Source organism: Nocardia nova NBRC 15556, assembly GCF_001613005.1.
GTDB classification, from domain to species: Bacteria; Actinomycetota; Actinomycetes; order Mycobacteriales; family Mycobacteriaceae; genus Nocardia; species Nocardia nova.
The window spans coordinates 49,553-63,993 of record NZ_BDBN01000035.1; the positions used below are offsets into that span (position 1 = coordinate 49,553).

Sequence of the window (14,441 nt, forward strand, 5' to 3'; positions counted from 1 at the left end):
CACCTACACCGGTCGAGACGCCGCGGCGACCAGCACCGCATGGAGCAATCTCGCCTGTATGCCCGCTTCCTCGCCGTGCTGCACCACCTCGGCGAACGCGATGCCGAGCGCCTCACCCACATCGAATTCGCTCGAGGCTGAGGTATTCCCGGCCAGCCCGGCTCGCCAGTCCCGGTAACCGCTCACCACTTCGGCGAGGGTGCGGTCCGGCTGCAGGCGCAGGTATTCCGCGATCAGAACACGTTGCGCCTGCTTGCGCGCTACGCCGCCGCCTGCGGCGTCGAGGGCCCGGCCGAATTCCCGAAGCGTCGCCGGATAGATGTCCGATCGCGCCGGCTCGCCGTCGGGTTCCACGGTGGGGGCGGCTGCCGCCGGCTCTTGCGCGGTGCGCCGGTCGAGCGTCATCGAGCCGGCGGCGTCCTCGATGCCCGGTTCACGACTCCATCGCACCGTGCCGAGTTCGCCGCCGAGCTCCGCCACCGCGATCGAATCCAGACCGATCATCGGATAGTCGGTGAGCACCCGGTCCACCGCCGCCACGAAGTCTCGTATCGGCGGCAGCTGGAGGCCGGGTGTGTCGAACCCGGTCACCTGTACACCGTGGCGCTCGGCCAATGTGCGCGCCAGCCAACCGATCATCGGGTCGGACGCCTGCTGCTGGCGAGAGCGGCGCCGATCACCCGCACGTGCCTTGTCGCGGGACGAGCGGTCGGATCGTGGCGGGGAACCGTGCCGGGGATTTGCCTCCGGCTTGCCGGGAGATCCGGGCTTTCCAGGGCCTTCGGCTCTTCCTGGTGTGCCGGGATGGCGAGGCGGCTGTTGCCCGCCCCACGGAGTATCGCCCCGTTTCGTAGGTCCCGCGCCACTCCCGGACGAGGCGTCCGCAGCTCGCGGCGCGCCGCGCCGGTCGGCCGGAGGTAGCCCCGACGAGGAGGAGGGCGGTGCCGAAACGGATGAGGGCCGGCGACCGGAGTCGCCGGAGGGAGGGCGCCCGTCCCGCCCGGAAGGATCGGACTCCGGCCGGTCCCGATTCCACGGCGAGCGGGACTCCGTCCCGTCCTGTGGGTCGGTCGGAGAACCGTTCGGTGACCGCGAACCACCGGCCGGGGGCTGGTCGGCGCCCTGCGCCCCGCCGGTGGGATGCGCCGGACCGCCGGCGACCGGAGAGTTCCGCGCCGGGGAGACCGCGGCGGGGTTGTACGGGACCTGTGGACCGGCATCGGCCGGCGACGGCCGGTCGACCGGGGTATCCGGCGCAACCGTGGCCGAACTCCCGGTGCCCGGATCCCGATTCCCCGCGGCGTCGGCCAGCCGGGCGGCGCCGCCGGCATCCTGCGCGTCGAATTCGTTTGCGACACCGATTATTCCGGATGCCGTGCTGTGCAGCCCCTTCTCCATCGCGCGCACGTTGGCGAGCATCTGATCGGCATGCGGTGTGAACTGCTCGGCGAACTGACGGCCCATATAGTCGTCGCCCCAGCTGCCCTGGGCCTGGTCCAGGCAATCCCGTAGTCCGGCATAGGTCTGCCCCACCCGGTCGGCGAGTTCGGCCAGCCGGGCACCCCGTTCGCGCAGGCCGGCCAGGTCCAATCGAAGTTCGCCGCTCATATCCCGCCTCGAGCCGTCACATCCGGTCGCCGACCCGCAGGCGGAACCGTCGCTCGAAGTCGGTCACGAAAACCGACAGCGGCACCGACGAACTCGATCGCTCCACGGCGCCGTCGTCGGCGACATAGAAGACCGCACGGTCCAGGGCGATGTCGTTGTCCGGCACCGGCGATCGCACCATCCAGCCCACGCTGATCCGGTCGGCGCGCAGGGACGACGGAGGATAATCCGCGGTGTCGTACCCTCGCTCGCGGATGTGATCGCGAACCAGTTTCAACGCCTCCGCTTCGCTGATCCCCGCGACCGCGCCGGCCGTCAGATCCGCGAGTGCGAACTGGAACAGCGCACCGGCGACGTCGACCTCGGTCTCGTCACCGACCGCCTGCACGATCGCCTCCCGTGTCACCGCGGCGGCCTGCGCCGCCGACACCAGCAACTCGGCAGCATCCGGCGACGACTGCTCCACCACGTCGGCGACCACTCGCGCCACCGTGTCGGCAGTCCACACCGCGGGCAGCGCCGCCGCGCATTCCGACATCGGAGCGGATCCGCCCCGGTACCACCGCCCCTTCTCCCACCAGTAACAAAACGACAGCATGCCGGTCATCACCCGCGGATCGAGCACCGGGTCGGCCACCCAATCAGGTGCTCCCGCAAACACATTCGGCATCGCGCCACCACCGTTGTAGGCGAGGTCCAACGCGGGGGCCTCCCATACTCCACCCGACAGCACCGCCCGGTCTCCGGGGAGCAGCGTCAACGTCGAACCGCTGTGTCCCGCACTTTCGAAGACGCCCACGGATGGACCGATCCGTGGCCCCCGTTCCGAGCCGGCCGCCACGAAGGCCGAGGCCAGCACCGCCCACCGCGCCCACAGTGTTCGCAGGTCCGGCAACTCGCCGGTCACCGGCACCGCCCGCACGCCCGCACTCCGGTCCGCCCGCATTCCGTCCCAGGCGGCGCGCGGCGGCCTCGACTGGGATTCACCGCGCCCGATGTAAGCCGCCAACCACACCGGCAGCCGGCCGCGCGGATACCTTTCCAGGTCGGCCAGATACGCCTGTGGTGCGAACAGTTGCTCACCGGGAAACGGCTCGGCCCCGTGATCGACGACGACCTCGACGTCCTCCGCGTCGGCGCGCACCACCATCCGCCACCACGGCTCGCTCTCCAGCTCGGCCGAAACCTGCCGGTGCCGGCGCACCGACGCCCACACCTCATCCGACACCTGACACCTGACCGGCCCGTGCCCGTCATCGACCACGAACAACGCCGATTCGGTGACAACGGTCAACGCGAACGATGCCTCCAGCCGCTGCCATCCCGGCGGCGCGAGCTCGCGCAAGCCGGCGGTGATCCGGTCCACCACGTCCGCGAGATCCTCACCCCCGGAACCGCTCACCACACACTCCCCGATCCACGAACCGCCGATACGCGACCACGCTCGCAGCTGCGCACCTCGACCTCGGGAGGAGTAGAAGCAATTTCCACAACCGCCTCGATCTATCGCTCGTCAGGGTCGCACTCGGTTCGAGAATTTCGTACCCCGAGGCCAGCACGCAACCGAGCTGCTATTGCCACCCGTGAAAAGGGGGCCGCATCGGACCGGCGTATGACGCGGCCGCGAGGCATTCGGCGGCGATGGTGATCGCGGCGCGCAGTTCGGCGGAGGGTAGGGCCGCGTAGCCGATCGGGGCGCCGAAGGTGTGCGGTCGATCGGCGTGATGGCGGGCGAGGCCGTCGAGCCGTACCCCGCGATCACGAGCGTGGGCGATCGCGGCTTCCTCGACCGCGGCGGATTCGAGCGGGACGAGCACATGTGATCCGGCATGGTCGCCGACGACATCGAGCCCGCGGGCGCGAAGTTCGGCAACCACGAGTGCCCGGCGCGGCGGCATCTCACGGCGCAGGCGGCGCAGATGACGGGCCAGGTCGCCGTGCCGGGCGAGCTCGGCGAACACCAGCTGACCGGCGGGAGCCGGACAGGTGCCGGTGCTTTCCCGGTGGGCCGTCACGGCGTCCGTGACAGCCCGGGAGGCGACGAGCCAGCCGACGCCGAGCGTGGTGGACAGGATTTTGGAGGTGGTGCCGAGATGGATGACCCGACTCGGGTCGAGGCTCGCCAGCAATGGCAAAGGCGCACTGTCGTAACGCAATTCGCCGTCGTAGTCGTCCTCGATGATCAGCGCGCCGGTACGCCGGGCGAAGTCGATCAGTTCGACGCGGCGGGCGGCGGGCATCCGGGCGCCGAGCGGGAACTGATGGGCCGGGGTGCAGTAGACGGCGCGCACACCGGCGGGAATTCTGTCCACTCGAATGCCCTTGTCGTCCAACGGTATCGGCAGTACCTCGATACCCGCGGCGCGGAAGGCGCCGACCGCGCGGAGGTAGCCGGGATCTTCGACGGCCACGGTGTCGCCGCGGCGCAGCACGGCGTGGGCGAGTTCGCCGACCGCCGAACTGGTGCCGGAGGTGGCGAGGATGACACTGTCGCTGCCGGGAGCGAGGCCGCGATGGCGGAGCAGATGTTCGGTGATCATGGCGAGGTAATCCGGTTCGCCGCCGCGGTCCTTGCGTGCCGACGGCAGCCGGTCACTCGCGGCGCGCCAGGCGCGACGCCAGGCCGCGCGGTCTATCGCCGCCACGCAGGGTGCGCCCGGGGCCAGGTCGAGCAGTTCGCCGACGGCATCCGAAAGAGCGCTCGCCGCAACGGGTTCCGGTACCGATGCCGGTGCGGCGGTGAGGTAGGTGCCCGAGCCGTGCCGTCCCGAGATCCAGCCCTCGGCATGTAATTGGTCGTAGGCGGCGGTGACCACCGTGCGGCTGACGCCCAGGCGTTCGGCCAGAGCGCGGGACGAAGGGAGTCGCTCGCCGCCTCGCAGCCGGCCGGCCGTCGCCGCGGCGCGCAGTTCGTCGGCCACCTGGACCGACAGCGGGCGTGGTGCATCGCGATCGATCGACAGCGGGAGGTCCTCCACGATGCTCCCTTCGGCTCGAATGCCCCACTGCGACGATCGCGCGGCGTCCGCACAAGTGGACTTCCGAAATAGCTCCTGATTGGCCATATGATGATGCCACCCGATCGTAGACCCTGGTCATATGCCAGGAACACCCACGCGCCCGAAGCTCTCGCCGACCCCGCGCAGCACAGTCACCCGCTATCGGGACCGCGCCGCCACCGACCGCTCGGCCCTGGACGAGGTGCTCGACGCCGGACTGATCTGCCATATCGGGGTGACCCTGCACGGCGCGCCCGTCGTGCTGCCGACGGTCTACGGCCGCAGCGCGGACACGCTGTACCTGCACGGATCCACCGGCGCCGGCAACCTGCGCGCCGCCCTCACCGGGGACATCTGTGTCGCGGTGAGTCTGGTCGATGCGATCGTGTACGCCCGTGCGGCCATGCACTTTTCGATGAATTACCGCTCCGCCGTGATCCACGGGCGCCCGGTCGAAGTCACCGACCCCGAGGAGCGGCTACGCGCGTTGCGCGTCATCGTCGACCATTCCGCCCCCGGCGCCTGGGATACCGTGCGTGCGCCCGACAAGAAGGAGCTGGCGGCCACCCTGGTCCTGGCCCTCGACCTCACCGAGGCCTCGGTGAAGATCCGCGCCGGCGATCCCTCCGACGATCCCGCCGACCTGAACAGCGACGCCTGGGCGGGCCTGCTCCCGGTCCGTCAGGTCTTCGGCACTCCGATCCCGGCGCCGGACCTGGTACGCCCGGGCGCCGTCCCGGACCACGTGACGACGCGGATCCTCACCACGCGGTGACCGGTACCTCGAATCGTTCGATCGCCTTCCGTGCGAAATCGACCAGCGCATCGGAGGATTCGATTCGCTCCTGATCCAGGCCCACCAGAGCGAGGGTGTACGTGTGCCCGATCCGGCACAGGTAGGCCGCGAGGCGGGTGCGGGGGAGCGCCGTCGGTTGCAGTCCGGGATGGATGGCCCGGGCGGCGACGCCGGTGCAGCGATGCGGGCCCAGCTGTGCCAGCGAGGCCGGGAGGGTGCCGATGTTCGAGCACAGAATGTCACGTTCGCCCGCACCCCGGGAGAGCCGGTGCGCGACGCGCGCGGGCAGCACCTGCAGCAGTTCCGCGGGCATGCCCGGGGGACCGGACATACGGTATTCGTATGCGGCACGGCACTTCTCACGCAGGGTCGCGGGAGTATCGGTGCGCTCGACCACCACTTCGGTCATGGCCATGTCGTTGTTGACGCGGCGATCGTCGCGGGTATCGACGGGAACGGCGGCGGTTATCGGCGAGTCGGGAAAACCGCTGTCCCACAGCATCTTCGCGACGACGTGGAGGAACAGGCTGTTCGCCGTTCCGCCCCGCCCCGCCGCGGCGAGCTCCCAGTCCGCCGCCGGAAATTGCAGGACCGCATCGGTTGTCGTCGCCGTCTCGGCGCTGCGGCACGCTCCGTCACCGGGTTCCCGTGGCACCCCGTGTCGCAGGGCGCGCGCACTGCCGGACAACACGGTGCTCCACTGCCTGGCCGCATCGGACCAATCCGACTGCGGTGCCGCATAATCCGTGAGCGGCGAGCCGGACAGCGCGTGGTCGACGGCCAGCGCCAGGCCGCGTCCATCGGCGAGGGCATGCGAACACGTCAGTGCCACCACCGAACCGCCCTCGCGCAGCGCCGCCGCGGACAGCCGCCACCCCGGCCCGAATTCCGGATCCAGATCGTAGCCCTGTTCGTCGGCCCAGCTCAGCAGGTCGGCGGTGGCGATACCGCCGCCGGCGATGCGCAACGGATGGGCGCCGTCGTTGCGCCGCCAGTACGGCCGCGCACCCGGAACTCGGGGGCGGACGACGCGGCGGCCGAGGGGGCCGACGCGCAGGGCGGCGTGGATCTGTTCCAGCAGCCGCCTGTCGATCGGGTCGGCGGTGCGCCACAATCCCTGCAGCGCACTGGGAGTGCCGAGACCGCGATGGGCGCGCAGAAAGATCTCGTCGACTACGCTGAGCCGGCCCATCGCCGTTCAGGCCGACGATCCGTGGCGGCCCGCTCCGCCGGCGAACCGCTGCGCGCCCTCGAGCGCACCGTCGGCCAGCGCGGTGAAGCCGTAGCGGAACTCGCGGGCCATCGCCTCCGATTCGTCCAGCCCCCACTGCTCCAGCGCCGACATCCGGTCCGAACGCAGGCAGGTCTGCGGCAGGGCGGCCAGCTCCGCCGCGAGTCGCTCTGCGGCGGAACGGGATTCACCGGGGCCGACGACCCGGTTGACCAGCCCGATCTGCAAAGCCTCGGGTGCGGCGACAGCTCGGCCGGTGAGGATCATGTCCATCGCCCGGCCCGCGCCGACGATGCGCGGTAAGCGCACCGTGCCACCGTCGATCAGCGGGACGCCCCAGCGGCGGCAGAACACACCGAATGTGCTGTCCTGCTCGGCGATCCGCATATCGCACCACAGCGCCAGTTCCAGCCCGCCGGCTACGGCATAGCCGGAGACGGCGGCGATCACCGGCTTGGACAGCGTCATGCGGGTGGGGCCCATGGGGCCGTCGCCGTCCTCGGCCGCCCGGTTGGACTTCTCGGTGCCCAGCGATTTCAGATCCGCCCCGGCGCAGAAGGTACCGCCCGCGCCCCAGAGCACCGCGACCGCCGCGGTGTCGTCGGCATCGAATTCGCGGAACGCGGCGGCCAGCGCCTGTGCGGTCGGTCCGTCGACGGCATTGCGTGCCTCGGGGCGATCCAGGATCACCGTGAAGACCGGCCCGCTGCGCTCGATTCGTACGCTCACGAATTCGACCATACGGCCCGCCCCGGCCCTTGCGTCAAGAAATGAATTTGTGATTCACTTCTTGCGTGGCGTACCGCAGAACCCCCGCCGTGCAGGCGCGACTGGACGCACAGTCGCGCGCGATCGTGCACGCGGCCATGAAGGTGCTCTCGGAGCAGGGCTTCGGCGGGCTGTCGATGGCCACCGTCGCGGCGGAGGCCGGAGTCGCCACGGGAACCGTCTACAAGAGTTTCAGCGGGAAGGCCGAGTTGGTCACCGCTGTGTTCCGGGACGTCGTCACGCGCGAGGTCGCCGCGGTCGCACAGGCCGGGGCGGAGGGCGGCGTCGTCGAGCGCGTCACCGCCGCGGTGGAGACTTTCGCCGGGCGCGCGCTGAAGAATCCCAAACTCGCCTACGTCCTGCTCGCCGAACCCGTGGACGCGAGCGTCGATACCGAACGCCTGCGCTTCCGCAGGGCCTTCGCCGAAACCTTCGAGTCCGCGATCGCCGACGGTGTCGGCGCCGGGCAACTGCCGCCCCAGGACCCGCGCACCACCGCCACCGCCCTGGTCGGCGCCATCGGTGAGGTGCTGGTCGGACCGTTGGCCGAGCAGCTGCAGAGCGAATCCGTGGTGCCCGAACTCGTCGCCTTCGCGCTGCGCGCGCTCGGCGCGCACGAATAGGAGAACTCATATGGCCACCCACGAAGTGTTCAACCAGGTCCCGCCGATCACCCCGTTCGACTTCTCCCGCAACCCGGCCCTGATCGAAGGCCTGCACCGTGAGGGTGCGGGCTGGGCCGAAGCCGAGGTGCGCGAACTGGGCGCGCTGGCAGGAAGTTTCGAGGCGCAGGAGTGGGGCCGGCTGGCCAACGAGTACCCGCCGGTGCTGCACACCCACGACCGCTACGGCAATCGGGTGGACGAGGTGGAGTTCCACCCCTACTGGCACAACCTGATGGACGTCGCCGTACGGCACGGCCTGCACGGCAGCCCCTGGCTCGACGATCGGCCCGGCGCGCACGTCGCCCGCGCCGCGAAGTTCTACACCTGGGGCGTCGCCGATGCCGGACACATGTGTCCCATCTCCATGACCTACGCCGCGGTTCCGGCACTGCGCCACAATCCCGAACTGGCCGCTCGCTTCGAGCCGCTACTCGGTTCGCGCACCTACGATTTCGGCCTGCGTGAGCCCTCGACGAAGGCCGGGCTGATCGCCGGGATGTCGATGACGGAGAAGCAGGGCGGCTCCGATGTGCGGGCCAACACCACCACGGCCACACCGCAATCCGACGGTACCTATCGCATCGTCGGGCACAAGTGGTTCACCTCCGCGCCGATGTCGGATATGTTCCTGACGCTGGCGCAAGCGCCCGGCGGCCTGTCCTGCTTCCTGCTGCCGCGCGTGCTGCCCGACGGCACCCGTAACGCGCTGCGGCTGCAGCGCCTGAAGGACAAGCTGGGCAACAAGTCCAACGCGTCCTCGGAAATCGAGTACGAGAACGCGACAGGCTGGCTGGTCGGCGCCGAGGGCGCGGGTGTGAAGACCATCATCGAGATGGTGAACATGACCCGTCTCGACTGTGTGATCGGCTCCGCGACCGGCATGCGCACCGGCGTGGTCTACGCCGCTCACCACGCCCGGCATCGGGAAGCGTTCGGCGCCAAGCTCGTCGACCAGCCCGCCATGCGCAATGTGCTGGCCGACCTGGTCATCGAATCCGATGCCGCGACGACGGTGATGCTGCGGCTGGCCGGTGCCACCGACCGCGCCGCGACCGATCCCGCCGAGGCGGCGCTGCGTCGAATCGCATTGGCGGTGACCAAGTATTGGGTCTGCAAGCGTGCCCCCGCACACGCGGCCGAGGCGCTGGAATGCTTCGGCGGCAACGGCTATGTCGAGGAATCCGGTATGCCGCGGCTCTATCGGGAGGCGCCGCTGATGTCGATCTGGGAGGGCTCGGGCAATGTGGCGGCGTTGGACGCCCTGCGCGCCATGGGCCGGCAGCCGGAGACGGTCGAGGCCTACTTCAACGAGGTCTCGCTGGCCCGCGGCGCCAACCACCACCTCGACGACGCGATCGACCGGATCGGCAAGGAGCTCACCGACCTCAGTGATATCGAGTTCCGCGCCCGGCGGGTGATCGAACTGATGGCGTTGGTGTTGCAGGGCGCGCAGCTGGTGCGCCACGGCCATGCCGCCGTGGCGGATGCCTTCTGCGCCAGCCGATTCGGTGGCGACTGGGGAATCGCCTTCGGCACCCTCCCGGTGGGAGTGGATACCGAGGCGATCCTGCAGCGCGCCTTCGTCTGATCCGAATTCGTCTGATCCGGATTCGCCCGATCCGGCTCAGCCCACCGGTTCGCTCGACATCTCCCACGGGGCCTGCGGCAGTACGTCGCCGGTCTCGAGCAGGGACTTGAGGTTGGCCAGCACGGCCGGCCAGCCGCTCGAAATGCCTTGCAGCATCTCCTGATTCGGCAGATTCTCGTGCGTGACGGTGAGCCGGACGATATCGCGGTGCGGTTCGACGAGGAAGGTGACCAGCGACGGCGAGCGGTCGGCGTCGGGCATATCCTCGAAGGTCACCACGAGGCGGTGCGGCGGATCCGATTCGATCACCTCGCCGACGACGTCGACGGCCCCCGAGCCGTCGATGCGACGGTGTTCCCAGCTCGAACCCGGTTGCCAGTCCGACACATTCGCGTGTCCCCAGTATCGAGCGGTGAGATCGGCGTCGGTCAGTGCCTTCCACACCTGGTCGGCGCTGGCACGGATATAGGTGACGTAGACGTAGTTGGGCACGGTGGTGCTCATGGCGTACTCCTCAGCCTGGTTTTTGATGGCCCGGATCGCATCCAGTCGCGGCCTGTCGAAGACGGAGATCCATCGTTGTTCGATGTCGTGGATAGGTGCCGGATTGATGTAGTGCACCCGTTCCCGCCCGCGTCGCAGCACGGTGACCAGTCCCGCTCGCACCAGGATGTCGAGATGCTGCGTCAGTGACTGGCGCGCCATCTCCACCCGCTCGCACAGTTCGCGCAGAGTCTGCCCGTTCTGCGCGCGAAGCCGATCCAGCACCAGCCGCCGCGTCGGGTCGGCCAATGCCTTGAAGACCACGTCCAAATCCGGTTCGGGTTGCACGGGGAAAATTATGCAGGCATTTACCTGCATAAGTCAACGGGTCGGGTGAGCAAGCAGGCGAAGATACGGCGCCGTTGGGCGTTACCGATGTCAGGGCGCGGCGGCGATGGCCAGGCCGATCAGCGCGACCACCTTCAGCAGCTCGAGCCCGATGTACCAGTAGTGCGCCGTCGAGCGCGGTCCGTCCTCACCGGCCAGGACCCGATTCGAACGCCGGGTCAGCGGCGGCCGGACCGCCACCACCTGTATCGCCAGCACGACCGCCGCGCCGATCAGCCATCCCCAGGTCGCCCCGCTCGGGCCTACTACGGCTGCCGAAATCAGCAACAGCACCGCCAAGACGGCCTCGGTGATGTTGAGCGCCTTGAACACCAGCCGACCTATACCCAGCCCGAGGGCGAGCGTCACTCCCGGCGCGCGGAACTTCAGCGGCGCCTCCAGGAAGGAGATGGCCAGCACCATGCCGAGCCACAGCATCGGCAGGAACCACAGCAGATGTTGTGCAACCGAGGTCATATTCCGGACGTTACAACGGGGCATCGGGCCAATGGCAGTGCCCTGCTCACATTCCCGGCATGAGATCAATTACGCATCCGGGCGGGGTATTTTCCGTGGTGGTGGGTCAGCGGTGGCCGCGATACCACCGAATCAGCGCATCGGTCGACGAATCCGATTGCGGTGCCGGATCTTCCGCGGAGGTGAGCAGCGGCTCCAGGGCGAGCGCCTGCTGTTTGCCCAGCTCCACGCCCCACTGGTCGAAACTGTCGATTCCCCAGATGGTGCCCTCGACGAAGACCTGATGTTCGTAGAGCGCGATCAACTGCCCGACGACCGACGGGGTGAGTTGCGGGGCCAGGATCGTGGTGGAGGGGCGGTTACCGGGCATCACGCGATGCGGCACCAGGGCCGGATCGAACCCCGGAGTTCCGCCGTCCTCGGCCTCGATCTCCGCCGCCGTGCGCCCGAAGGCCAGCACCTTCGTCTGCGCGAACAGATTGCTCATCAGAATGTCGTGCATGCTGCCGGAGCCGTCGCGCGTCGCGAGATCGTCGGTGGGACGGGCGAATCCGATGAAATCGGCCGGCACCAGCCGGGTGCCCTGATGCAGCAGCTGGTAGAAGGCGTGCTGCCCGTTCGTTCCGGGCTCACCCCAGAAGATCTCGCCGGTCGAGGTCGTCACCGGACTGCCGTCCAGCCGTACCGATTTGCCGTTCGACTCCATGGTCAGCTGCTGCAGATAGGCCGGGAAGCGCGCCAGATCGTTGGAGTACGGCAGCACCGCGCGCGACTGGGCACCGAAGAAATTCGAGTACCAGACCCCGAGCAGGCCGAGCAGGATCGGCGCATTGCGCTCCGGCGGCGCGGAGACGAAATGTTCGTCGACACTGTGCATTCCGGCCAGGAATTCGGCGAACCGCTCCTTCCCGATTACCGCCATCATCGACAGCCCGATCGCGGAATCCACCGAATAACGGCCGCCGACCCAATCCCAGAACTCGAACATATTCGCGGTATCGATACCGAAATCGGCCACCCGCTGCGCGTGGCTGGACACCGCCACGAAATGTTTGGCGACCGCGTCCTCGCCGAGCGCCGCGACCAGCCAGCGCCGCGCCGCGGTGGCGTTGGTGAGCGTCTCCAGCGTCGAAAACGTCTTGGAGGCAACGACGAAGAGAGTGCGCGCCGGATCGAGGCCGTCGAGTTTCGCGGTCAGATCCGCCGGATCGATATTGGAGACGAATCGTGCCGAGATCCCGGCATCCGCGTAGTGCCGCAACGCTTGATACAGCATGGCGGGACCCAGATCCGAGCCGCCGATGCCGATGTTCACCACCGTGGAAATGCGTTCACCGCCGGCGCCGCGCCACTGTCCCGACCGCACCGCATCGGTGAAATCGCCCATCCGGCGCAGGACTTCGTGCACCTGCGCACCCGCGTCGGCGCCGTCGATCATCATCGACGCGCCGGCCGGCAGGCGCAGTGCCACATGTCCCACCGCGCGGTCCTCGGAGGTGTTGATGTGCTCGCCCGCGAACATCGCGTCGCGGCGCCGCGCCACACCCGCCGTCTCCGCCAGATCGAGCAGCAGATCCAGGGTTTCGCGCGTGATGCGGTGCTTGCTGTAGTCGATGTGGAGATCGCCGACCTCGACGGTCAGCTCGCGTCCCCGGTCCGGATCCTCGGCGAAGAATTCGCGCAGATGCCGGTCGGCCACGGCCGAATAGTGATCGTGCAGTTTCCGCCAGGCCGCCGTCGCGGTGATGTCGCTGCTCACTCCCGCGAGATTACAGACCTGTTCCCGTATGCGCAGGGAGTGATGTCGCCGGCTCTCTCGCAGATGGTCACCGCCCACCCGGCAGTTGCCCGCGCCCGCGTCCATCGCGGCCTACCCTGAGCACATGGTGTCGCAAACCGAGTTACTCGAATCCGTCCCCACTCAACTCTGGATCGGCGGGCCGGTGGATGCCACCGGTGGCGCCACCTTCGCGGTCGAGAATCCGGCGACCGGAGAGCCCCTCGCACACGTCGCCGACGCCACGCCCGAGGACGCCGTGCGGGCCCTCGACGCGGCCGTGGCCGCTCAGGACAGCTGGGCGGCGACCCCGGCCCGCGAACGCGGTGAGATCCTGCGCGCGGTCTACGAGCGGATCGTCGAGCGTACCGAGGACTTCGCACTGCTGATGACCCTGGAAATGGGTAAGGCGCTGCCGGAGAGCCGCAACGAGGTGCGCTACGGCGCCGAATTCTTCCGCTGGTTCAGCGAGGAGGCGGTCCGGGTGCACGGCCGCTACCAGACCGCGCCCACCGGCACCGGTCGCATCGTGGTCCACAAGCAGCCGGTCGGACCGTGCCTGGCCATCACCCCCTGGAATTTCCCGCTCGCGATGGGTACCCGCAAGATCGGCCCAGCCCTGGCCGCCGGCTGCACGATGATCGTCAAGCCGGCCTCGGCCACGCCGCTGACCATGCTGCTGCTGGCGAAGCTGTGCAGTGAGGCCGGGCTGCCGGACGGCGTGTTGTCGGTGATCACCTCCAGCCACTCGGGCGCGGTGACCGAGCCGCTGATCAACGATCCGCGGCTGCGCAAACTCACCTTCACCGGCTCGACCGGGGTCGGCAAGAAACTGGTCGAGAAGTCCGCCAACGGCCTGCTGCGCACCTCGATGGAGCTGGGCGGCAACGCCCCGTTCGTGGTCTTCGACGACGCCGACATCGATGCCGCGGTGCAGGGCGCGATGCTGGCGAAGCTGCGCAACGGCGGCGAGGCCTGTACCGCCGCCAACCGGTTCCACGTGCACAACTCGGTCCGCGCGGAGTTCACCGACAAACTCGTCGCCGCCATGCAGGAGGTCAAGCTCGGCCCGGGTGACGACCCGTCGACCACCCTCGGTCCGCTGATCAACCAGGACCAGCTCGACACCGTCAGCGAACTGGTCGAGGACGCGGTCGAACGCGGCGCCGAGGTGCGCATCGGTGGTAAGGCGCCCGGCGGGACCGGGTACTACTACCCGGCGACCGTGCTGTGCGAGGTACCCGAGCAGGCCCGCATTCTCAGCGAGGAGGTGTTCGGCCCGGTCGCGCCGATCGTCGGATTCGATACCGAGGAGGAGGGCCTCGCCGCCGCCAACGACACCGAATTCGGTCTGGTCGCTTACGTGTACACCCGCGATCTGGATCGTGCGCTGCGCATCGCGGAGGGGCTGGAGAGCGGAATGGTCGGCATCAACCGCGGCGTCATCTCCGATCCGGCGGCGCCGTTCGGCGGGGTCAAGGCCTCCGGATTCGGCCGGGAGGGCGGCTTCGAGGGAATCGAGGAGTATCTGTCGACGAAGTACATCGCCCTGCCCTGATCCGGCGGTTCCCGGATACGAAACGGCCGCCCCGGGGGATCGGCACCCGGGGCGGCCTGGGGTCGCGGAGTTCGTCGAGACGATCGCCGCGTGGTCTCGAGGGC

12 protein-coding genes are annotated in these 14,441 nt (G+C 69.0%); 4 read left to right on the top strand and 8 right to left on the bottom strand.

The features are described 5' to 3' along the window. Window positions 1-3 precede the first annotated feature (3 nt). The 3 genes from NN2_RS15285 to pdxR all read right to left on the bottom strand — a co-directional run bounded on the left by NN2_RS15285 (window position 4) and on the right by pdxR (window position 4,586). Window positions 4-1,608: a hypothetical protein gene (locus NN2_RS15285; protein ID WP_063014224.1), complete on the bottom strand. Its 1,605-nt coding sequence runs from the start codon at window positions 1,606-1,608 to the stop codon at window positions 4-6. 16 nt (window positions 1,609-1,624) lie between these two features. After that, on the bottom strand, window positions 1,625-3,010 hold the full coding sequence (locus tag NN2_RS15290; protein ID WP_082955844.1) for a hypothetical protein: 1,386 nt from the start codon (window positions 3,008-3,010) through the stop codon (window positions 1,625-1,627). A 169-nt stretch (window positions 3,011-3,179) separates the two neighbouring features. Continuing rightward, entirely contained in the window at window positions 3,180-4,586 is a 1,407-nt protein-coding gene (gene pdxR, locus NN2_RS15295; protein WP_245658711.1) for a MocR-like pyridoxine biosynthesis transcription factor PdxR, read from the bottom strand. Window positions 4,587-4,707: 121 nt separating this feature from the next. Between pdxR and NN2_RS15300 the strand changes: the two genes are divergently transcribed. Then, a complete protein-coding gene (locus tag NN2_RS15300; RefSeq protein ID WP_063014226.1) occupies window positions 4,708-5,382 on the top strand; it encodes a pyridoxamine 5'-phosphate oxidase family protein in 675 nt (224 codons plus the stop codon). Here NN2_RS15300 and NN2_RS15305 read toward each other — a convergent pair. Both NN2_RS15305 and NN2_RS15310 read right to left on the bottom strand, forming a co-directional pair. Further along, window positions 5,369-6,595, bottom strand: coding sequence for a WS/DGAT/MGAT family O-acyltransferase (locus NN2_RS15305; protein WP_063014228.1), 1,227 nt, complete (start codon window positions 6,593-6,595; stop codon window positions 5,369-5,371). The genes NN2_RS15300 and NN2_RS15305 overlap by 14 nt on opposite strands. Before the next feature lie 6 nt (window positions 6,596-6,601). Then, entirely contained in the window at window positions 6,602-7,375 is a 774-nt protein-coding gene (locus NN2_RS15310; RefSeq protein WP_036524266.1) for a crotonase/enoyl-CoA hydratase family protein, read from the bottom strand. A 53-nt stretch (window positions 7,376-7,428) separates the two neighbouring features. Here NN2_RS15310 and NN2_RS15315 point away from each other — a divergent pair, with 53 nt between their 5' ends. Beyond that, window positions 7,429-8,025 carry a TetR/AcrR family transcriptional regulator gene (locus NN2_RS15315; protein WP_063014230.1) on the top strand — a complete coding sequence of 199 codons (597 nt, stop codon included), beginning with the start codon at window positions 7,429-7,431 and terminating at the stop codon, window positions 8,023-8,025. Window positions 8,026-8,035: 10 nt separating this feature from the next. Then, the gene (locus NN2_RS15320; RefSeq protein ID WP_063014232.1) at window positions 8,036-9,655 is read left to right on the top strand and encodes an acyl-CoA dehydrogenase family protein; all 1,620 of its coding nucleotides are present in this window, start codon (window positions 8,036-8,038) and stop codon (window positions 9,653-9,655) included. 36 nt (window positions 9,656-9,691) lie between these two features. Here the strand turns inward: NN2_RS15320 and NN2_RS15325 are convergent, their stop codons facing one another. From NN2_RS15325 to pgi, 3 genes are all read right to left on the bottom strand, one after another. Then, window positions 9,692-10,462 (bottom strand): ArsR/SmtB family transcription factor, encoded by a 771-nt coding sequence (locus tag NN2_RS15325; protein ID WP_218022029.1) that lies wholly within the window; start codon window positions 10,460-10,462, stop codon window positions 9,692-9,694. A gap of 114 nt (window positions 10,463-10,576) precedes the next feature. Beyond that, window positions 10,577-11,002 (bottom strand): hypothetical protein, encoded by a 426-nt coding sequence (locus NN2_RS15330; protein ID WP_063014237.1) that lies wholly within the window; start codon window positions 11,000-11,002, stop codon window positions 10,577-10,579. A 106-nt stretch (window positions 11,003-11,108) separates the two neighbouring features. Continuing rightward, entirely contained in the window at window positions 11,109-12,761 is a 1,653-nt protein-coding gene (pgi, locus tag NN2_RS15335; RefSeq protein WP_063014288.1) for a glucose-6-phosphate isomerase, read from the bottom strand. A gap of 124 nt (window positions 12,762-12,885) precedes the next feature. Between pgi and NN2_RS15340 the strand changes: the two genes are divergently transcribed. After that, the gene (locus NN2_RS15340; protein WP_030515072.1) at window positions 12,886-14,337 is read left to right on the top strand and encodes an NAD-dependent succinate-semialdehyde dehydrogenase; all 1,452 of its coding nucleotides are present in this window, start codon (window positions 12,886-12,888) and stop codon (window positions 14,335-14,337) included. Window positions 14,338-14,441: the final 104 nt, after the last annotated feature.

Bases quoted from the DNA above. Each gene is read 5' to 3' on its own strand.
- NN2_RS15285 (WP_063014224.1), bottom strand. From the start codon at position 1,608: ATGAGCGGCGAACTTCGATTGGACCTGGCCGGCCTGCGCGAACGGGGT.
- NN2_RS15330 (WP_063014237.1), bottom strand. From the start codon at position 11,002: ATGACCTCGGTTGCACAACATCTGCTGTGGTTCCTGCCGATGCTGTGG.
- NN2_RS15340 (WP_030515072.1), top strand. From the start codon at position 12,886: ATGGTGTCGCAAACCGAGTTACTCGAATCCGTCCCCACTCAACTCTGG.
- NN2_RS15300 (WP_063014226.1), top strand. From the start codon at position 4,708: ATGCCAGGAACACCCACGCGCCCGAAGCTCTCGCCGACCCCGCGCAGC.
- NN2_RS15305 (WP_063014228.1), bottom strand. From the start codon at position 6,595: ATGGGCCGGCTCAGCGTAGTCGACGAGATCTTTCTGCGCGCCCATCGC.
- NN2_RS15320 (WP_063014232.1), top strand. From the start codon at position 8,036: ATGGCCACCCACGAAGTGTTCAACCAGGTCCCGCCGATCACCCCGTTC.
- NN2_RS15310 (WP_036524266.1), bottom strand. From the start codon at position 7,375: ATGGTCGAATTCGTGAGCGTACGAATCGAGCGCAGCGGGCCGGTCTTC.